The following is a 20,455-nucleotide window of genomic DNA, read 5'->3' on the forward strand; positions in this document are numbered from 1 at the left end:
GTGAGGACCTCTGAGCCGGGCGGTCCGGCGGGCGGCGCGAAATCGACTGACGGTGCCGCGGGCGGCCGGTAGCGTGGGCGGTACCAGGCGACGACCCGGCCATCACCGGCGAGCCTCCGGAAGAACGGGCGCGGCGCGCCCCAGTAGAACCGGACGGGTCCGGCCCGTGACAGCCGGCGAACGAGCGGGCGGCCCGCGGGCCGTCAAGCGAGGTGGTACCGCGGTGTCCGGCCGGCCCGGTCGGCGTCGTCCTCGCACCGGAGTGGTGTGCGGACGGGAGTGCGCGGTGCGGTACCCGATGGATGACCCGAGCCGGCCGGTGCCGGCGACACCGTCGTTCCCGGCGGTGGAGGACGCGGTCGAACGGTTCTGGGCGGCCGACGACACGTTCCGCGCCTCGATCGCGCGCCGCGCCGACGATCCCGAGTTCGTCGTGTACGACGGGCCGCCGTTCGCGAACGGGCTGCCGCACTACGGCCACCTCCTCACCGGGTACGTGAAGGACGTGGTGCCGCGGTACCGGACGATGCGGGGGGAGCGGGTGGAGCGCCGGTTCGGCTGGGACTGCCACGGGCTGCCCGCCGAGGTGGAGGCGGAGAAGCAGCTCGGCATCACCAGCAAGGCGGACATCCTGGCGCTCGGTGTGGCCAGGTTCAACCAGGCGACCCGCGAGTCGGTCCTGCGCTACACCACCGAATGGCGGCGGTACGTGCGGCGCCAGGCCCGCTGGGTCGACTTCGACGACGAGTACCGGACGCTGGACCTGCCGTACATGGAGAGCGTGCTGTGGGCCTTCAAGTCGTTGCACGACAAGGGACTCGTGTACGAGGGGTTCCGCGTGCTGGCGTACTGCTGGCGGTGCGAGACGCCGCTGTCGAACACCGAGACCCGGATGGACGACGCGTACCGGGACCGGCAGGATCCGGCGGTGACGGTGACGTTCACGTTGGAACCGGCCGAGCCCGGTGGCGTCGCCGAGCGGCTGCTGGTGTGGACGACGACGCCGTGGACGCTGCCGTCCAATCTCGCGATCGCGGTCGGCCCGGACGTCGAGTACGCCGTCATGGAACGCGACGGTGAGCGCCGGATCCTCGCCGCGGCAAGGCTTTCCGCGTACGAGAAGGAGCTGGCCGGGTTCGTCCGGGTCGGTACGGTGGCCGGGCGCGAGCTGGTGGGGCGGAAGTACCGGCCGATGTTCGACTTCCTGGTGTCCACAGTGGACGGAACGCCCGCCTTCACCGTACTCGGCGCCGACTTCGTGACCACCGAGGACGGCACCGGCGTCGTGCACCTGGCCCCGGCGTACGGCGAGGACGACCAGAACGCGTGCACCGCGGCCGGCATCCCCACCGTGGTCACCGTCGACGACCGGACCCGCTTCACCGCGCTGGTACCGGACTACGAGGGCCTCCAGGTCTTCGAGGCCAACCGGCCGATCGTGCGCGACCTGCGCGAGCGCGGCGTACTCGTCCGGCACGACTCGTACCTGCACTCGTACCCGCACTGCTGGCGCTGCGACACGCCGCTGGTGTACAAGGCGGTGTCGTCCTGGTTCGTCGAGGTGACACGGTTCCGGGACCGGATGGTCGAACTGAACCGGGACATCGAGTGGACGCCCGCGCACGTCCGCGACGGCGCGTTCGGCAAGTGGCTGGAGGGCGCGCGGGACTGGTCCATCTCGCGGAACCGCTTCTGGGGCGCGCCGATCCCGGTCTGGAAGTCCGACGACCCCGCGTACCCGCGCGTCGACGTGTACAGCTCGCTGGACGAGCTCGAACGCGACTTCGGCGTACGCCCGACCGACCTCCACCGGCCGTACGTCGACGAGCTGACCCGGCCCAACCCCGACGACCCGACCGGCCGCTCCACCATGCGCCGCGTACCCGAGGTGCTGGACTGCTGGTTCGAGTCCGGCTCGATGCCGTTCGCCCAGGTGCACTACCCGTTCGAGAACCGCGACTGGTTCGAGAACCACTTCCCCGGCGACTTCATCGTCGAGTACGCCGGGCAGACGCGCGGCTGGTTCTACACCCTGCACGCGCTCGCGACCGCGCTGTTCGACCGGCCGGCGTTCCGATCCGTTGTGGTGCACGGGATCCTGCTCGGCGACGACGGCCGCAAGATGTCCAAGAGCCTCCGCAACTACCCCGACGTGTACGAGATGTTCGACGCGTACGGCGCGGACGCGATCCGCTGGGCGTTCCTGTCCTCCCCGGTACTGCGCGGCGGCGACATGAGCGTCACCGAGACGGCGATCCGCGACGCCGTCCGCCAGGCGCTCAATCCACTGTGGAACGTCTGGTACTTCTTCGCCTTGTACGCCAACGCATCCGGCCACGCCGCCCGGCACCGTACCGACTCGCCGCACGTGCTCGACCGGTACGCCCTGGCCAAGCTCCGCGAACTCGTCGAGACCGTGACCGCGGCACTCGACGGCTACGGCATCTCCGCCGCGTGCGCCGCCGTACGGTCCTATGTGGACGCCCTGACCAACTGGTACGTCCGGCGTTCCCGCGACCGCTTCTGGCGCGGCGACCCCGACGCCTTCGACACCCTCGCCACCGTACTTTCCGTACTGTGCAAGGTGATGGCGCCGCTCGCGCCGATGGTCACCGAGGCCGTGTACCGCGGGCTCACCGGCGAGCGCAGCGTCCACCTCACGGACTGGCCCGACCCCGCCGACCTGCCCGCCGACCCCGACCTCGTGTCCACAATGGACGAGGTACGCGCCGCCTGCTCCGCCGCCCTGTCCGTCCGCAAGGCCACCGGCCACCGCGTACGCCAGCCCCTGCCCGCGCTCACCGTCGCCGCACCCGACGCCGACCGGCTCGACGCGTACACCGCGCTCATCGCCGACGAGGTCAACGTCAAGCGTGTCGTCCTCACCACCGACCTCGACGCGTACCTCCGGCGCACCCTCACCCTGGTCCCCCGCGTACTCGGCCCGCGCCTCGGCCCCGACGTGCAACGGGTCATCCGCGCCGTACGGGACGGCGACTGGACCGTCGAGGCCGACGGCGCCGTCACCGCCGGCGGCGTACCGCTGCACGACGGCGAGTACGAACTGACGTACACCACCACCGACACCGCCCACGCCGCGCCACTGCCCGGCGGCACCGGCGCCGTCCTCCTCGACGTCACCCTCACCCCCGAACTCCGCGCCGAAGGACTCGCCCGCGACCTCATCCGCGTCGTACAGACCGCGCGGCGCGACGCCGGACTCGCGGTCGCAGACCGGATCGCGCTCACCGTCGACGCGCCGCCGGCGGTGGGAGCGGCGCTGGACGCGTACCGGGAGATGGTGGCGGCGGAGACGCTCGCGGAGAGCGTGGAGCGCGGGGCGCTGGGCGGAGAGGCGTACGCGGGGGTCGTGGGGGACGCGACCCCGGTACGGGTGCGGGTCGGTCGGGTCCGGGTCGGTCGGGCGTGAGTGGCGGCGGGGTTATGTCCGCTTGGCGTTATTGATCACGTTCAAATTGTTCAATTGTCGCATTGTTCAATTGTCCAACTGTTGAACAATGCGACAATTGAACAAGTCCACTGTGGACAGTCGGCGCACGCGATCGGTCCGCCGACCCCACCCGTACGGGTGAGAGGATCGGGGCATGGCGGAGGACCCGGCCGGCAGGCTGCACGAGATGGCGATCGAGCTCGGCGCGATGGCGCAGAACGGGCTCAACTACTCGACCGACAAGTACGAGCTGGATCGCTACCGGCGGATCCGGGAGCTGACCGCCGAGCTGTACGCCCTGATCGCCGAGTCCGATCCGGCGGCGTTCCACCGCGCGCTGGACGCCGAGACGGGTCATGCGACGCCGAAGCTGGACTGCCGCGGCGCGCTGTTCGACGACGCCGGCCGTGTCCTTCTGGTACGCGAGAAGGCGGACGGACGCTGGACGCTGCCGGGCGGCTGGATCGACGCGCTGGACACGCCGACGCACGCGACGGAGCGGGAGTTCGCGGAGGAGGCCGGCCTCCGGGTACGGGCCGCGCACCTCGCCGCGGTCTACGACGGCACCCGGCACAACGGCCACCTGACGCACGGCATGTGGCACATCTACAAGATGTTCTTCGTGGTGGACCGGCTGGACGACGCGGAGCCGGTCGCGGGCCTGGACGGGGAGACGACCGGCGTCGGCTTCTTCGCCCTGGACGACCTGCCGGACCTGTCCGACCGGCGTACGTCGGTGGCGGAGCTGCGCCTCGCGTACGCCCACCACCTGGACCGCGACCTCCCCGCCGAGGTCGACTAGCGCCCGGCCGGGCTGGGCGGCATACCGGAAGGCGGTGACCGGGCCGGGGGTTGCCGGCCCGGCCCGGTCGTGGCCCTACTTCAGCTTGGTCAGCATCGTCTTGGCGATGTCGGTCGACATCTTCTTGGCGTCGTCGGTGCCGAAGCTGGTGTGCGTACCGATGGTCAGCGAGACGCGTACGACGGCGTTGCTGTCGAGGGCGTTCAGCGTGGTGCTGAAGACCTTGAAGTCGCCGGACGAGCTGTCGTTGTCGTCGACGGTGGCGTACGCCTTCTCGCCGACGCCGGTCACCTCGGAGAACGTGCGCCCCTGCGCGGTGGTGTTCTTCTCGGTCTTGTGCTGCGAGTCGTACGCGGTCTGCGCCGGGCCGACCTTCTGGTAGATGTCGGCGGAGGCGGAGATGGTGACCGACTCGTAGTCGCCCTGGCCGTTGTTGTCGAGGGTGATGTTGCAGGTCAGCGACTTCTCGACGGAGGAGTAGCTGTTGTCGTCGTGTGCCTCGCGGCTCTTGTTCGTGGCGATCTTCTCGGCCGGCTTGGTGTCGACCGCGGTGCACAGGTTGTCGATCGCCTTGTACTTGCCGGAGCTGCTGGCCGCGTTGTCGCCGCCGCCGACCACCGCGACCCCGACGATGACGAGGATGACGACGATGAGGACGACCGCGCCGCCGCCGCCGAGGATCCAGGGCAGCCAGTTGGTCTTCTTCGGCGGCGGGGGACCGCCGAACCCGGGCTGCGGCCCGTACTGCGGCTGCCCGAAGCCGGGCTGCTGGTACTGGCCCTGGTCGTAGCCGGGCTGCTGGTAGTACTGCTGGCCCTGCTCGTACCCGGGCTGGGTGTACTGCTGGTTGGGGTCGCCGTACCCGGGTTGCTGGTTCGGGTCGCCGTACCCGGGCTGCTGGTTGGGGTCGGGCGCGCCGTATCCGGGCTGCTGCTGCCCGTACCCGGGAGCGCCCTGGCCGTACGCCGGGCCGACGTCGTAGTGCGTCTGCTCCGAGGGCGGTTGCCAGTCGCCGCCAGGCCACTGACCGCCGTACGGCTGCTGTGGTCCGGACACCGGGAGCCTCCTAGGGGGCGTGGGAAGGTTGAAGCCACTCGTTCGCCCGCGTGTCGGACACCGGGGGCGCCGTCCACGCGCGGGTGGGCACAGCCTAGATGTCGCCGACAACGGCGGCGCAGGCCAGGGCGCGATCCGCGCCGGCCGTCACCCCCGATCGAGGTACGGCTACGTCGGGTGTCCGTCCGCGGCCCCGCAGCCACCGCCGTGCGTACCGCGGCGGGCCGCGTAGGCTGGGGGGTTGAGCGGCCGGGCGGCGCCCCGGTCAGCGGCCACGAACGTGTCGAGCGCACGCTTGGAAAGCGATCAACGGGAGTCCCTACACCATGCCCGACAGCGTCCGGCCCACCACCGGTGCGAGCATCTTCGACCGGTTGGAGCCGTTGCTTCCCCGAGTACAGAAGCCCATCCAGTACGTGGGGGGTGAGCTCGGCGCGGTCTCCAAGGACTGGGCCGACACGACCGTCCGCTGGGCGCTGATGTACCCGGACGCGTACGAGGTGGGTCAGCCCAACCAGGGCGTCCAGATCCTGTACGAGGTGCTCAACGAGCAGCCCGACGTGCTCGCCGAGCGCACGTACTCGGTCTGGCCGGACCTTGAGGCGCTGATGCGCGAGCACGCCGTGCCGCAGTTCACGGTGGACGCGCACCGGCCGGTGGGCGACTTCGACCTGCTCGGCGTGTCGTTCTCCACCGAGCTGGGGTACACGAACCTGCTGACCGCGCTGGACCTGGCGGGCATCCCGATCGAGTCGGCCGACCGGGACGACTCGCACCCGGTCGTACTGGCCGGCGGGCACGCGGCGTTCAACCCGGAGCCGATCGCCGACTTCCTCGACGCGGCCGTCCTCGGGGACGGCGAGGAGGCGGTCCTGGAGATCACCGACATCGTGCGGGGCTGGAAGGCGGAGGGTTCGCCGGGCGGCCGGGACGAGCTGCTGCTGCGCCTCGCCCGTACCGAGTCGGTGTACGTCCCGCGCTTCTACGACGTGGACTACCTGCCCGACGGCCGCATCCAGCGGATCGTGCCGAACCGCCCGGACGTGCCGTTCCGGGTGCACAAGCGTACGACGATGGACCTCGACGCCTGGCCGTACCCGAAGAAGCCGCTGGTGCCGCTGGCCGAGACCGTGCACGAGCGGTACGCGGTGGAGATCTTCCGCGGTTGCACCCGCGGCTGCCGCTTCTGCCAGGCCGGCATGATCACCCGCCCGGTCCGGGAGCGGTCGATCACCACCATCGGCGACATGGTGGAGAACGGGTTGAAGGAGTCCGGCTTCAACGAGGTCGGCCTGCTGTCCCTGTCGTCCGCCGACCACTCCGAGATCGGCGAGGTCGCGCACGGCCTCGCCGACCGGTACGAGGGGTCGAACGTGTCGCTCTCGCTGCCGTCCACCCGGGTCGACGCGTTCAACGTGGAGCTGGCCGAGGAGCTGGCCCGCAACGGTCGGCGCACCGGGCTGACGTTCGCGCCGGAGGGCGGCTCGGAGCGGATCCGCAAGGTGATCAACAAGATGGTCACCGAGGAGGACCTGATCCGCACCGTCACCACCGCGTACTCGGGCGGCTGGCGCCAGGTGAAGCTCTACTTCATGTGCGGCCTGCCCACCGAGACCGACGAGGACGTACTCCAGATCGCGCGCCTGGCGCACGAGGTGATCACGTCCGGCCGGCAGGCCACCGGTTCCAAGGACGTCCGCTGCACGGTGTCCATCGGCGGGTTCGTACCGAAGCCGCACACGCCGTTCCAGTGGGCGGCGATGGCCGACCCGGAGACGATCGACCGCCGGCTCAAGGCGCTGCGCGACGCGATCAACGCGAACCGTTCGCTCGGCCGCGCCATCGGCTACCGGTACCACGACGGGCGGCCCAGCCACATCGAGGGCCTGCTGTCCCGGGGCGACCGCCGGGTCGGCCGGGTCATCAAGCGGGTGTGGGCCGAGGGCGGCCGGTTCGACGGCTGGTCCGAGCACTTCTCGTACGACCGGTGGGTCTCGGCCTGCGACGCCGAACTGCCCGCGCTGGGCGTGTCGCTCGCCTGGTACACGACGCGCGAGCGCCAGCAGGCCGAGGTACTGCCCTGGGACCACCTGGACTCCGGGCTCGACGCCGACTGGCTGTGGGCCGACTGGCAGGACGCGCTGAGCGAGGTCGAGCAGGACGACTGCCGCTGGACCCCGTGCTTCGACTGCGGCGTCTGCCCGGCGATGGACACCGAGATCCAGATCGGCCCGACCGGCCGCAAGCTGCTGCCGCTCACCCCGGTCACCTCGTAGAAGGAGTACGACGATCAGCACGCGACGACCGTGCCCCGCCGGTACGCCGGAAGGGGCCCGGTCATGACGGAGAAGGTCGCGCTGGTGACCGGGGCGAGCCGCGCGATCGGCCTCGGTGTCGCCGTGGCCCGGGCGCTCGGCGAGCAGGGCCACCGCACCATCGTCACCGCCCGCGACGGCGCGCGGGCCGAGGAGCACGCGGCGACGCTGCGGTCCGAGGGCTTCAGCGCCGAGGGGCTGCGGCTCGACCTCGCCGACACCGGCGACTTCGGGCGCGTCGCCGAGCACGTCACGCGGGCGCACGGCCGCCTCGACGTCCTCGTGAACAACGCCAGCTGCATGCCCGACATGGACGTGGCGTCCATGCTCGACGCCGACATCGGGTACGTGCGGACCGCGTTGGACGTGAACGTCGTGGGCGTGTGGGCGCTGGTGCAGGCCATGTCCCCGCTGCTGCGCGCGGCGCCGGCGGCCCGGGTGGTGAACGTGTCGAGCGGGGCGTACCAGCAGATCGCGGCGGGTGCGGATCTCCCGGGCCAGGTCGGCGCCCCGGCGTACTCGATGTCCAAGTACGTGCTGAACGTGCTGACGGCGAGCCTCGCGACGGCGTTCCGGGGCACGGGTGTCCTGGTGAACGCGGTGGACCGGGGCGGGTCGACACGCACCCGGAGCTCGGTGTGGACCAGGAGGACCGGCCCGCGTCCGAGAGCGCCGCGTGGGTCGCGTGGGCGGCGACGCTGCCCGACGGCGGGCCCAGCGGCGGTGTGTTCGCCGACGGCGAGCGCGTCGCCTGACGGTGAGGATCGACGATGGCAGCGTGCGAAGGGCCGGCTCCCCGCCTGGCGGTGGGGTCCGGTCCGGCGTCCGGGAGAATCGGCCGGGCGGGTTCCGTGCGCCGCCGCCGGTCACCCCGGTCAACTCGTAAGGAGCAGGACGATCAGTAGGCAACGACCCCGGCCGGAGACGCAGCAGGCGCCGGTGGTGCAGAAGGTCCGCATCCGGTACGCCAAGCGTGGACGCCTCGCGTTCACGTCGCACCGGGACTTCGCGCGCGCCCTCGAACGGGCGGTACGCCGGGCGAACGTCCCGATCGCCTACTCGTCCGGTTTCAGCCCCCACCCCAGGATCTCGTACGCGTCGGCCGCGCCGACCGGGGTGGCCAGCGAGGCCGAGTACCTGGAGATGGGGTTGCAGGCGCCGATGGACGTCGAGGACCTGCGGGCCGCGCTGGACGCTGCGCTGCCGCCCGGCCTCGACGTACTGGAGGCGGTCGTGGCGCACGGCTCGGACTTCGCCGACCGGATGTCCGCCTCGCACTGGCGGATCGCGCTGTCCGGGGTGGACGACGCGACGGCGGCCGCGGCGGTGGCGGCGTTCCTGGCCGCGGAGGAGGTGCCGGTGGAGCGGATGACCAAGTCCGGCCGGCGCACGATGGACTCCCGCTCGCCGGTGCTGTCGCTGCGTACCGTGACCGACGGTGGCGACGCCGGCACCGACCCCGCCGCCGGGGTGGGCAACACCACGACCGTGCCCACCGCCGGCAGTACGGCCGTACCGTGTGCCATACTCGACCTTGTCGTACGGCACGTAACCCCGTCCGTACGGCCCGATGACGTCCTAGCCGGTCTGCACGCGGTGGCCGCGCTGGAGCCGCCGGTACCACCCAAAGTGACCCGGCTGGCGCAGGGCACGCTCACCGGGCAGGGCGAGATCACCGATCCGCTCGTCGCCGACCGGGACAGGGCCGTCAGCGGTACCCCGTCGACCTGACGGCCGGGCCCCAGGGCCCGGGTAGGCAGACTTCGGGTGGCCCGGCAGGGCCGCTCGACTTGTGACCACCCCCGCGTGGCTGCGTACACGCGCCCGGGGGCGGTAGAACTGGAGAACGCCCGGATGCTCGACAACGAGCCCACTGGCGCCGACGCGGACGCAGCAACTGCGCCCGCGGCCACCGGCGCAGATAGCACAGACCGTTCCGCCGCGGGATCTTCCGGTACGGCGCCGGCCAACGGGGACGCGGAGCCCGCGTCGACCAGCCGGACCCGCCGCAGGGCAACCCGTAGCGCGGGCCCGCCGAAGCCCCTCGCCACGCCGCCGGAGCCGGTCGCGGAACCGGCGCCCGTCGCGTCCGCCCCACCGGCCGAGCCGCCCGCGGACGAGGAACCGGTCAGGAAGACCCGCACCCGCCGCCGCGGTACGAAGACCGCCGAGGACACCGTTCCGGCCGCGCAGCAGGCGCCGGAGCCCGCGGAGAAGCAGGTCGCAGAGCCCGCGGACCAGCGGGAACCGGCCGAGGAGGCGCCGTCCCGGCGGCGTGCCGCGAGCCCGCCCGGACCGGCCGCGGTGCTGTTCGTGGCGCCGGAGCCGACCGCGCCGACGCCGGTGAAGCGCGTTGCGACCGAGTCGGACGAGCCGCGCAGCCGTACCCGGGCCCGCGCCGCGGAGGCCGAGGAGGCCGAGCCGCGTGGCCGCACCCGTACGCGGGGGGCGGAGGACGAGGAGACCGAGCCGCGCGCCACGCGTACGCGGAGCCGGGGTCGGGCCGCCGCTGCCGCCGAGGAGCCGGCGGAGGAGCCCGCGGCCGAGAGTACGGAACAGGACGAGACGGACGAGGACGGCCGGCACCGCCGCCGCCGTGGCCGCCGTGGCCGGGGCCGCGGCAAGGGCGCGAGCGACGAGCCGGAGACCGGCGGCGAGTCGGACGAGGAGTCCGGCGAGCCGGCCGCGGCCGACGAGTCCGAGGAGGGCGACGGCGTACGGCGTCGTCGCCGCCGGCGCCGCCGCGGTTCGGCGGGCGAGTCGGAGCCGTCGCCGGACGAGCCGGCGAACGTGGTGGTCAAGGTCCGCGAGCCGCGCAAGGTCGCCGACGAGGTACAGGGCGTGTCGGGTTCGACCCGGCTGGAGGCCAAGCGCCAGCGCCGGCGGGACGGCCGCGAGCAGCGCCGTACCCGGCCGCCGATCCTGTCGGAGTCGGAGTTCCTGGCGCGCCGCGAGGCGGTGGACCGCAGCATGGTGGTACGCCAGGCGGGCGACCGTACCCAGATCGCCGTCCTGGAGGACGGTGTACTCGTCGAGCACTACGTGGCGCAGGCGTCCGGCGCGACCATGGTCGGCAACGTGTACCTGGGCAAGGTGCAGAACGTGCTGCCGAGCATGGAGGCGGCGTTCATCGACATCGGCCGCGGCCGCAACGCCGTGCTGTACGCGGGCGAGGTGAACTGGGACTCCGCGGGCCTGGAGGGCCGCACTCGGGCGATCGAGAAGGCGTTGAAGCCCGGTGACGCGGTGCTCGTACAGGTCACGAAGGACCCGATCGGCCACAAGGGCGCGCGGCTGACCAGCCACGTCACCCTCTCCGGCCGCCACCTGGTGTACGTGCCGGGCGGGCACGCGTCGGGCATCAGCCGCAAGCTGCCGGACACCGAGCGCAAGCGCCTCCGTGACGTACTGAAGAAGCTGGTGCCGGAGCACGCGGGCGTGATCGTGCGTACCGCGGCGGAGGGTGCGACCGAGGACGAGCTGTCCCGCGACGTGTCCCGGCTCCAGGCGCTGTGGGAGACGATCGAGAAGAAGTCGAAGTCGGCCAGCGCCCCCTCCCTGCTGTACGAGGAGCCGGACCTGGTCATCCGGGTCGTCCGGGACCTGTTCAACGAGGACTTCAAGGAGCTGGTGGTCCAGGGCTCCGACGCGTGGGACCAGGTCGGCGAGTACGTCGAGCACGTGTCGCCGGATCTGGTGGGCCGGCTGCGGCAGCACGTCGGCAACTCGGACGTGTTCGTCGACCTGCGGGTGGACGAGCAGCTGATGAAGGCGCTGGACCGCAAGGTGTTCCTGCCGAGCGGCGGGTCGCTGGTCATCGACCGTACCGAGGCGATGACGGTGATCGACGTCAACACCGGCAAGTTCATCGGTTCCGGGGGGAACCTGGAGGAGACGGTCACCCGGAACAACCTGGAGGCGGCGGAGGAGATCGTCCGTCAGCTCCGGCTCCGGGACGTCGGCGGCATCATCGTGATCGACTTCATCGACATGGTGCTGGAGAGCAACCGCGAGCTGGTACTGCGCCGGCTGACCGAGTGCCTGGGCCGGGACCGGACGAAGCACCAGGTCACCGAGATCACGTCGCTGGGCCTGGTGCAGATGACCCGCAAGCGGCTCGGCCAGCCGCTGATCGACGCGTTCAGCGAGACCTGCGAGCACTGCAAGGGCCGCGGCATCATCGTCCACCTGGAGCCGGGTCCGGCGAAGTCGAAGCAGTCCGACGGGCACAAGGACACCCACAAGGACACGCACAAGGCGGACGAGGGCAAGGGCAAGCGGCGCCGCAAGGACAAGGACAAGGACCGGTCCGCCGAGGCCGCGGAGCCGGCCGAGGAGCATCCGGTACCGGTGGCCGACTCGGTACCGGAGCCGGCGACCTCGGACGAGGCCGAGTCGGACGTGGCGGTCGCCGCGGACGCCGAGGAACCTGCGCCGCGCAGCCGCCGCCGTTCGACGTCCCGGCGGCGCAAGACGGGCACCACCGACGAGCAGCCGGTACCGGCGGAGACTGTCAGCGCCGACTCGTGACCGGGTACCCCGGGCCGGCCGCCGTGAGCAGGTGGCCGGTTTGGGGACCGGGCGCGGCATGACGTACTCTTACCGGCGGCGTACTTCGTGCGTCACCGGCTCTGTGTGCCCCGGCCCCCGTGCAAGCGGCAGCGGCCCGAGGGCGCACGACCAGCCAGATCGCCCGCGAGCACCGCACCATTTCAGTGCCGTGGCACCGAACCACAGAGGGAGACCTGCGTCCCATGTACGCGATCGTCAAGACCGGCGGCAAGCAGTACAAGGTCGCCGAGGGCGACGTGATCGAGGTCGAGAAGCTCCAGGGCGAGCCCGGCGACACGGTGACGCTGCCCACGGTGCTGCTCGTCGACGGCGAGGGTGACGACACCACCGTCACGACCGACCCGGCCGTACTGGCCGAGGTCGAGGTGACCGGCGAGCTGGTCGCTCACACCAAGGGCCCGAAGATCCGGATCCACAAGTTCAAGAACAAGACCGGCTACCACAAGCGCCAGGGTCACCGCCAGCCGCTGACCCAGGTGAAGGTGACCGGCATCGAGAGCGGGAAGTAGGCGCCGAGATGGCACACAAGAAGGGTGCGTCGAGCTCGCGGAACGGTCGCGACTCCAACGCTCAGCGGCTCGGCGTGAAGCGCTTCGGCGGCCAGTCGGTCAACGCCGGCGAGATCCTGCTGCGTCAGCGCGGCACCAAGTTCCACCCGGGCGACCAGGTCGGCCGTGGCAAGGACGACACGCTGTTCGCGCTGTCCGCGGGTACGGTCGAGTTCGGCTACAAGCGTGGCCGCCGCGTCATCAGCGTGGTGAGCTGACCGCGCGTCGTAAGCCGTGGCGGCGTGGCCGTCGCGGTCATCGGGGCGTGGCGCCCCGGACCCCCGCGCAGGCGGGGAGGCAAGCCGTGGGACGGGCGGGCCGGTAGCTACCGGCCCGCCCGTTCTGTCGTCGCTGGCCGTCCGGTGTGCCCACGCACCACGGCACACTTCGGAGACATCTCATGACGACGTTCGTGGATCGCACCGTGCTGCACGTGCAGGCGGGCAACGGTGGGCACGGTTGCATGTCCATCCACCGGGAGAAGTTCAAGCCGCTGGGCGGGCCGGACGGGGGCAACGGCGGGCGCGGCGGCGACGTCGTCCTGGAGGTCGACCCGGGCGTGCACACGCTGCTGGACTTCCACTTCCGGCCGCATCTGAAGGCGGAGAACGGCCGCCCCGGCCAGGGTTCCGACCGGGACGGCGCGACGGGCTCCGAGCTGCGCGTACGGGTGCCGGACGGCACGGTGGTGCAGACGCCGGACGGCGAAGTACTCGCGGACCTGGTCGGCCCGGGTACGAGCTTCGTGGTGGCGACGGGTGGGCGCGGCGGGCGCGGCAACGCGGCGCTGGCCAACTCGCGGCGCAAGGCGCCGGGGTTCGCTGAGTTGGGTGAGCCGGGCGAGGCGTGCGACGTCGTACTGGAGCTGAAGAGTGTCGCGGACGTGGGGCTGGTCGGCTTCCCGAGCGCGGGCAAGTCGTCGCTGATCTCGGTACTGTCCGCGGCGCGGCCGAAGATCGCCGACTACCCGTTCACCACCCTCCAGCCCAACCTCGGCGTGGTGCGCGCGGGCGAGGTGACGTTCACGATCGCGGACGTACCGGGGCTGATTCCGGGTGCGGCGCAGGGCAAGGGGCTCGGGCTGGACTTCCTCCGGCACATCGAGCGGTGCGCGGTGCTGGTGCACGTGGTCGACCTGGCCACCGAGGAGCCGGGGCGTGACCCGGCGAGCGACATCGACGCTATCGAGGCCGAGCTGTCCGAGTACGGGGGGCTGGCGGACCGGCCGCGGATCGTCGCGCTGAACAAGGTCGACGTACCGCACGGGCGGGAGCTGGCCGAGATCGTCACGGCCGACCTGGCGTCGCGGGGCTGGCCGATCTTCGAGGTGTCCGCGGTGACCCGGGAGGGGCTGCGGGAGTTCGGGTTCGCGCTGGCGCGGGCGGTGTCGGAGTACCGGGCGGCGCACCCGCCGGCGGAGCCGACCCGGATCGTACTGCGCCCGACGGCCGTCGACGACCGGCAGTTCACGGTCGAGCAGGACGCCGACGGGACGTACGTGGTGCGCGGGCCGCGGCCCGAGCGCTGGGTGCGGCAGACCGACTTCTCCAACAACGAAGCCATCGGGTACCTGGCGGACCGGCTCGCGCGGCTCGGCGTCGAGGACGCGCTCGCGGGGGCCGGCGCGATGCCCGGCGCGCCCGTACGGATCGGGACCGTCGAGTTCGACTGGGAGCCGACGATGTCCGCGGGCGACTTCGTACCGGGGCGGCTCGGCACCGACTACCGGCTGGAGGACAACTCGCGGGTCGGCGCGGCGGACCGGCTCGCCGCGCGGAAGGCACGGCGGGACCGGGTCGACGTCGACGGCGAGTGGGATGGGGAGGACGACTCCTGACCTTCCCGGGTCAGGACTCTCCGGGTACTCGCTCGGCGCGCTCGCCGTTCTCGTGTTGTGCATGGCGTTGCGGGTGTTCGCCGCTCTCGTGGGGCTTCTTTCCCCGGTGTTGAGCGCCCTTGCCAGGGCTTGGGGGCGCGAGAGAGGACTCCGTCCTCTCTCGCGCTCTCTCCTGCACAGGGGGATCCGCCCCCTTGTGGATCCCCCTGAGTAGGCCGATGCTTTTGCGTTCGCCTCTCTGCACCGACCCAAGTCCTTGTGCGCCAACCGAAGTGGCTCGATCCACCGGGGCACCGTCCGGGCCTTGCTGCTCTGCGCTGGTCATTCGCCCTGTTGTGCTGTCCCCTCGTACCGGGGGTTCGGGGGTTCGGGGGGAGTGGGTGGGCGGGGGTACGGTGACGGGGGTTCGGCTGAGGTCGTGGTCGCGGGGAGGGGCGGCGATGGGTGGTGGGCTGGCGCGCCGCGGCGGGTCCATGCAGGACCGGTTCGGACGTGAGCTGCTGCGCCGGTTCCAGGGCAGCCCCGGGGTGGTGGACAGCTGGTACTCGGCGGAGCGGTTCGCGATCGGGTACCGGCGGGTCGTCGGCGGCGTTGTGAACTGGGCGTACCTGGGGAGCCTGTACGCGGAGTGCGCGGGACTGGCGGGGGAGCCACGGGACGCGGCGCTGGCCCGGTACGTGGCGTCGATGACGGAGCCGGCGACGGTGCCGCGCGAGTGGGGTGCGGCCGCGTCGCTGCTGCGGCCGGTGCTGTGCGGGACGGCCGTGGGACGCAGCGCCCCGGGGTCCGGGCGCGACGGCGAGTCGCTCGTACGACGGGCGGCGCTGCCGTTCCTGGACGAGGTCGTGGTGGTCGACCTGCCCACCACCATCGGGTACGTGACGCGCGACCTGGTGGCGTCGTGGCGGGTGTCGGTGGCGGACGTGTTCGCCGTGGCGCGGGCGAACCTGGCGGCGGACCGGCGCGAGGTGCTGTCCGCGGCGCGCCGCGAGCCGGCCGTGCTGCGGTTCGTCGACGACGGCGCGGCGTACTGGGTGTCCCGGCTGCTCGTACCGGGCTGGCTCGCCGGGCTCGGTGAGCTGGTCGGCGGCCGGCCGGTGGCGTTCGCACCCGACCGCGACAGCCTCCTCGTCGTACGCGACGGGCCGCAGGTGGCGGAGATGTTCGACATCGTGGCCGCGGAGTACCGGGAGTCGACGCGGGCGGTGTCGCCGGTCGCGTACACGGCGGACACGGCCGGCCGGGTCATGCCGTACCGGGTTCCCCCGGACCACCCGGCGTACGACGCGGCGGCGCGGGCGGACCGGCTGCTCGCCGCCTCCGCGTACGACACGCAGGCGGACCTGCTACGCGCGGACTGGTCGGTGGCGCAACGGGTCTCGGTGGCCAGCTACCTGCTGGTCGAGCCCGACCGGGCCGCGCCGTCGAGCGTGTCGACGTGGCGGCAGGACGTGGCGACGCTGCTGCCGGTCACCGACCGGGTCGCGCTCGTCGGCGCCGACCGGCGCGAATCGTGGCTGATCGGCTGGGACACCTTGATGTCCGGCGCGGCGCCGCGGCGCGTGCCGGGGCTGGTGCCGCCGCGGTACCGGGTGGGGTTGTGGCCGACCGGGGACTCCTGGCGCCGCCTCGTCACCGGCGCCTGGCACCGCGCCGACGGAGCGTTGGGCTGACGCGACCGGCGTCTGGCACCGCGCCGACGGTGCCTTGGATTGAGGCGAGCGGCGTGTGGCGTGCGGCGCCGCCGACGGCGCGCTGCGCTGACGGCGCCGCTGAACTGACGTGACCGGAATGTGGCGCCGCGCTGAGGGTGCCTTGGACTGAGGCGACCGGCGTGTGGCGTGCGGCGCCGCGCTTATGGCGCGCTGGGCTGACGCGAGCGGTGTGCTGCGCTGACAGCGCCGCTGAACTGACGTGACCGGAGTGGGGCGCCACGCCGACGGCGCCTTGGGCTGACGCGACCGCGTGCTGCGCTGTCGGCGCCCCTGAACTGACGTGGCCGGAATGCGCGCCGTGCCGACGGTGCTTTGGGTGACGCGGGTGCGCGTGGGAATCGCGTCGACGGTGCCTTGTGCTGAGGCGAGCGGCGGGGGCGGGTGGCGCGGCTCCGATGGCGCGCTGGGCCGACGCGACCCGGCGCGCGTGACTCGTAGGGTATCTGTTCATGAGCGCAGCGTTCGATTGTTCAATTGTTGAACAACATCTCATTGTTCAATTGTCCAACTGTTGAACAATGAGACAGTTGAACAATATGGCGACGCAGAAACATCACCCCAGGTCAGAGCCCCGGATCGACCGTACGTCCACGTGCGCGCAGGCGTACGCGGGAGGTCAGTGAGGTGGGCGGGCTTGTGCCGGGGCGGTTTCGTCGGCGCTGGTTTCGGGCGGGGTGGGGCGGCGGCCCTTGAGGAAGAGGCAGGACACGGCGGCGAGGGCGAGTACGGCGATGGGCAGGAGCAGGGTGGGTTTCATGGCGTCGACGAACGCGACGCGGAACGTGTCGACGGCGAGTGCCCTGATCTGATCGGCGACCTGGGCGGGTATGCCGGGTGGTAGCGCGGGTGACGGGTGGTGGGTGCCGACGTCGAGGCTGCCGGATACGTGCGAGAACCCGTCGACGAACCGGGAGCGGAACGCCGGCGGCAGTGCCTGCGCGTGCTGTTGCGCGGACTGGGTGAGTTTGCCGGACAGTTGCGCGGACAGCAGTGCCCCGACGGCGGCGGTACCGATGACGGCGCCGAGCTGGCGCGTGGTGTTGAAGACGCCGGATGCGGCGCCGGAGAGCCGGGGCGGGATGCCGCGCATGGCTTCGGTGGTGAGCGGGGCGAAGATGCCGCCCATTCCGACGCCGGCGATGAGCAGGGCGGGCAGGAACGTGAGCCGGCTGCTGTGCACTTCGGCGACGGCGATCAGGTACGCCATGCCGGTGCCGAACAGGACGAGCCCGGTGAGCAGGATGTACTTGCCGCCGATGCGGTCGGCGAGCCGGCCGGTGAACGGTGCGATGAACAGGGACACGAGCGGCATCGGGGCGAGGGTGAGCCCGGCGTCGAACGCGGACAGTCCGAGTACGGACTGGAGGTAGATGGTCAGCGGCAGGAACATGCCGAGCATGCCGAACGACATGGCCAGCGAGACCAGGTTCATCAGGGAGAAGTTGCGGTCGCGCAGGATCGAGAACGGGACGAGGGGTTCGCGGCGGTTGTAGTACTGGGTGAGCAGGAACGCGATGAGCACGACGACGCCGGCGCCGATGACGAGCGGGATCGTGACGAAGCCGCGGATGGTGCCCCAGTGGTAGCGCTCGCCCTCGATGAGCCCGTACGTGATGAGGAAGAGGGCGACGCTGACGAGGACGGTGCCGACGATGTCGAAGTGGTGGCGGCGTTGTTCGCCCCGCCCGGGCACGGTCCAGGCGGACAGCGCGAACGCGATGATCCCGATCGGTACGTTCAGGTAGAAGATCCACTCCCAGCTGGCGTACGTGATGAGCAGGCCGCCGAGGGTGGGGCCGGCGACGGCGGCGACCCCGGCGACCGCACCCCAGATGCCGAACGCGACGCCGCGGCGTTCGGCGGGGAAGATCCGGGTGATGATGGCCAGCGACTGTGGGCTGAGCAGCGCGCCGCCGACGCCCTGCACCACCCGGGCGGCGATGAGCTGGTCGGGGTTGCTGGCGAAGCCGCAGGCGGCGGACGCGACGACGAACACGACCAGTCCGATCAGGTAGATCGACTTGGCGCCGAACATGTCGCCGAGCCGCCCCGCCGTGATCAGCAGTACGGCGTAGACGAGGACGTAGCCGCTCTGGATCCAGAGGATGTCGTCGAGCGAGGCGTTGAGGCCGTCGCTGATGGCCGGGATCGCGATCGTGACGATCGTGGTGTCCAGCAGGATCATGAAGAAGCCGAGGCACATGGCGATCAGGACGACCCACGGGTTGCCCTTGATCCGGTGCCGCGCGGGCGTTCCGCCAGGCATCCTCCCACGCTAGGCCGCGGGTACGGCCGGCGCCGGCGGCCACCGGAAAATCGGGCTGCACGGACATCACGACATGGGTAATATCGGCGGGCTTGCCCGGGGTGTGGTGTGCCGGAGTTCGGCCCCACGAAGCCAAGAGCGGGCTCCTGCTACCGCCAGCCGCGTCCGCGGCGCGGCCGTGGCGGGCGCTCCCGCCGCCCTCCACCGGTCTGCCCGTGGCGCCATGAGATGTGGCCGAGGAGTTCCATGGGCACCGTTTCCACCGTGCTGTCACCTCCCGCCCTGCGTACCGGAATGGCCCTGGCCGGGGCCGGTTTCCGCCGCTGGGCCACGTACCGGCAGGCCATGCTGGCCGGTGCGTTCACCAACACCGTCTTCGGGTTCCTGCGTACCTCGGTGATGCTGGCCGTGGCGGCCGGCGCGGGCGGGGTCGCCGCCGGTTACCGGGGACCGCAGCTCGCCACGTACGTGTGGGTCGGTCAGGGCCTGCTCGCCGTGGTCCAGCTGTGGGGCTGGACCGAGCTGTCCGACCGGGTACGTACCGGCGACGTCCAGTCCGACCTCCTGCGCCCGGTCCACCCGGTGCTCAGCTACCTGGCCGCCGACCTGGGCCGGGCCGCGTTCGCGCTGTGCAGCCGGTTCGTGCTGCCGATGGTCGTCGGCCTGATCGCCTTCGACCTGTACCTGCCGCACCGGCCGGCCACGTACCCGTTGTTCCTGCTGAGCATGCTGTTCGCGACGGTGGTGTCGTTCGGCGTGCGGTACCTGGTGAACCTGACGGCGTTCTGGTTGCTGGACATCCGGGGCGTGATCATGGCCTGGCTGCTCTGCTCCAACGCCCTGACCGGCATGTACTTCCCGATCGCGTTCCTGCCCGGCTGGGCGCAGGCGGTGCTGTGGTACGCGACGCCGTTCCCGTCGATCCTGCAGGCGCCGGTGGACGTGGTCGTCGAGCGCGGTACGGCGGGGCACCAGGCGACGGTGCTCGCCGTCCAGGGGTGCTGGGCGGCCGTGATGCTGGCGGCGGCGGTGGTCGTGCAGCGCCGCGCCGAGCGCAGGCTGGTGGTGCAGGGTGGCTGACCGGCCGACGACCGCGGCGGCGTACCGGGCGTTGCTCGGCGCGCAGCTGCGCGCGCAGACGCAGTACCGGTTCTCGTTCGCGCTGGACACGGCGGCGAGCGCGCTGATCACCCTGCTGGACGTGGTGTCGGTACTGGTGCTGTTCCGGGTGACGCCGGCGCTGGCCGGGTTCTCGTTCACCGACAGCCTGCTGATCGCGGGGCTGGCGAACGCCGCGTTCCAGCTCTGCGACATGTGCGTGGGCAACATCGACACGATGCGGGAGTACATCCGGACGGGCCGGTTCGACGCGGTGCTGCTGCGGCCGCTGCGGGTGCTGCCGCAGCTGGTGTTCGGCGACTTCTCGCCGCGCCGGATCGGCCGCGCGGCGCAGGCCCTGGTGGTACTCGTGGTCGCGCTGTCGCTGGCGGACGTGACGTGGACGCCGGCCCGGACCGTACTGGTGGTGATCGCGCCGCTGTCGGGTGCGGTCATCTTCGGCGCGGTGTTCGTGGCCGGGTCGACGACGGCGTTCTGGTTCGTGGAGTCGGGCGAGTTCGCCAACGCCTTCACGTACGGTGGGCGCGACTTCACGATCTACCCGGTGGGCATCTACCCGGGCTGGTTCCGCGCCGTCTTCGCGTACTCGCTGGGCTTCGCCTTCGTCGCGTACTTCCCGGGCCTGGCGCTCCTCGGCCGCCCGGACCCGCTCGGTACGCCGGGCTTCCTGCCGTGGTGCTCGCCGCTCGTCGCGGTACTCGCGGCCACCGCGGCGGCGCTCGTCTGGCGCGTCGGCGTCCGCCACTACCGCAGTACCGGTTCCTAGGGAGGATC

13 protein-coding genes and 1 pseudogene are annotated in these 20,455 nt (G+C 71.8%); 12 read left to right on the forward strand and 2 right to left on the reverse strand.

Annotated features, from left to right (window positions below):
• Positions 1 to 286: 286 nt before the first annotated feature.
• Complete coding sequence (gene ileS, locus Aru02nite_RS21435; RefSeq protein WP_203660462.1) at positions 287 to 3,430, forward strand: isoleucine--tRNA ligase; 3,144 nt, start codon at positions 287 to 289, stop codon at positions 3,428 to 3,430.
• 175 nt (positions 3,431 to 3,605) lie between these two features.
• Entirely contained in the window at positions 3,606 to 4,253 is a 648-nt protein-coding gene (locus Aru02nite_RS21440) for an NUDIX hydrolase N-terminal domain-containing protein (RefSeq protein ID WP_203660465.1), read from the forward strand.
• Positions 4,254 to 4,328: 75 nt separating this feature from the next.
• Here the strand turns inward: Aru02nite_RS21440 and Aru02nite_RS21445 are convergent, their stop codons facing one another.
• Positions 4,329 to 5,309 carry a hypothetical protein gene (locus tag Aru02nite_RS21445; protein ID WP_203660466.1) on the reverse strand — a complete coding sequence of 327 codons (981 nt, stop codon included), beginning with the start codon at positions 5,307 to 5,309 and terminating at the stop codon, positions 4,329 to 4,331.
• Between the two features lie 326 nt (positions 5,310 to 5,635).
• Between Aru02nite_RS21445 and Aru02nite_RS21450 the strand changes: the two genes are divergently transcribed.
• The 8 genes and pseudogenes from Aru02nite_RS21450 to Aru02nite_RS21480 all read left to right on the forward strand — a co-directional run bounded on the left by Aru02nite_RS21450 (position 5,636) and on the right by Aru02nite_RS21480 (position 16,254).
• Positions 5,636 to 7,585: a TIGR03960 family B12-binding radical SAM protein gene (locus Aru02nite_RS21450; protein ID WP_203660469.1), complete on the forward strand. Its 1,950-nt coding sequence runs from the start codon at positions 5,636 to 5,638 to the stop codon at positions 7,583 to 7,585.
• Positions 7,586 to 7,648: 63 nt separating this feature from the next.
• Positions 7,649 to 8,227, forward strand: a pseudogene (locus Aru02nite_RS36805) (SDR family NAD(P)-dependent oxidoreductase); the annotation flags it as partial.
• Between the two features lie 339 nt (positions 8,228 to 8,566).
• The gene (locus Aru02nite_RS21455) at positions 8,567 to 9,355 is read left to right on the forward strand and encodes a TIGR03936 family radical SAM-associated protein (RefSeq protein WP_239076862.1); all 789 of its coding nucleotides are present in this window, start codon (positions 8,567 to 8,569) and stop codon (positions 9,353 to 9,355) included.
• Positions 9,356 to 9,478: 123 nt separating this feature from the next.
• Positions 9,479 to 12,154 (forward strand): Rne/Rng family ribonuclease, encoded by a 2,676-nt coding sequence (locus tag Aru02nite_RS21460; RefSeq protein ID WP_203660471.1) that lies wholly within the window; start codon positions 9,479 to 9,481, stop codon positions 12,152 to 12,154.
• Positions 12,155 to 12,378: 224 nt separating this feature from the next.
• A complete protein-coding gene (rplU, locus tag Aru02nite_RS21465) occupies positions 12,379 to 12,705 on the forward strand; it encodes a 50S ribosomal protein L21 (protein WP_203660473.1) in 327 nt (108 codons plus the stop codon).
• 8 nt (positions 12,706 to 12,713) lie between these two features.
• On the forward strand, positions 12,714 to 12,962 hold the full coding sequence (rpmA, locus tag Aru02nite_RS21470) for a 50S ribosomal protein L27 (RefSeq protein ID WP_203660476.1): 249 nt from the start codon (positions 12,714 to 12,716) through the stop codon (positions 12,960 to 12,962).
• A gap of 182 nt (positions 12,963 to 13,144) precedes the next feature.
• Positions 13,145 to 14,581, forward strand: a complete 1,437-nt coding sequence (obgE, locus tag Aru02nite_RS21475; RefSeq protein ID WP_203660478.1) for a GTPase ObgE — start codon at positions 13,145 to 13,147, stop codon at positions 14,579 to 14,581.
• A gap of 440 nt (positions 14,582 to 15,021) precedes the next feature.
• Positions 15,022 to 16,254 carry a DUF1444 domain-containing protein gene (locus Aru02nite_RS21480; RefSeq protein ID WP_203660480.1) on the forward strand — a complete coding sequence of 411 codons (1,233 nt, stop codon included), beginning with the start codon at positions 15,022 to 15,024 and terminating at the stop codon, positions 16,252 to 16,254.
• Between the two features lie 658 nt (positions 16,255 to 16,912).
• Here Aru02nite_RS21480 and Aru02nite_RS21485 read toward each other — a convergent pair.
• On the reverse strand, positions 16,913 to 18,562 hold the full coding sequence (locus Aru02nite_RS21485) for a DHA2 family efflux MFS transporter permease subunit (RefSeq protein WP_203660482.1): 1,650 nt from the start codon (positions 18,560 to 18,562) through the stop codon (positions 16,913 to 16,915).
• Between the two features lie 246 nt (positions 18,563 to 18,808).
• On the opposite strand from Aru02nite_RS21485, the gene Aru02nite_RS21490 reads away from it, so the two are divergent.
• Complete coding sequence (locus Aru02nite_RS21490) at positions 18,809 to 19,642, forward strand: ABC transporter permease (protein ID WP_203660484.1); 834 nt, start codon at positions 18,809 to 18,811, stop codon at positions 19,640 to 19,642.
• Entirely contained in the window at positions 19,635 to 20,447 is an 813-nt protein-coding gene (locus Aru02nite_RS21495; RefSeq protein ID WP_203660487.1) for an ABC transporter permease, read from the forward strand. Before Aru02nite_RS21490 ends, Aru02nite_RS21495 begins: the two co-directional genes overlap by 8 nt.
• The last annotated feature ends 8 nt before the right edge of the window (positions 20,448 to 20,455 follow it).

Origin of the sequence: Actinocatenispora rupis, from assembly GCF_016861975.1 — a bacterium.
GTDB classification, from domain to species: domain Bacteria; phylum Actinomycetota; class Actinomycetes; order Mycobacteriales; family Micromonosporaceae; genus Actinocatenispora; species Actinocatenispora rupis.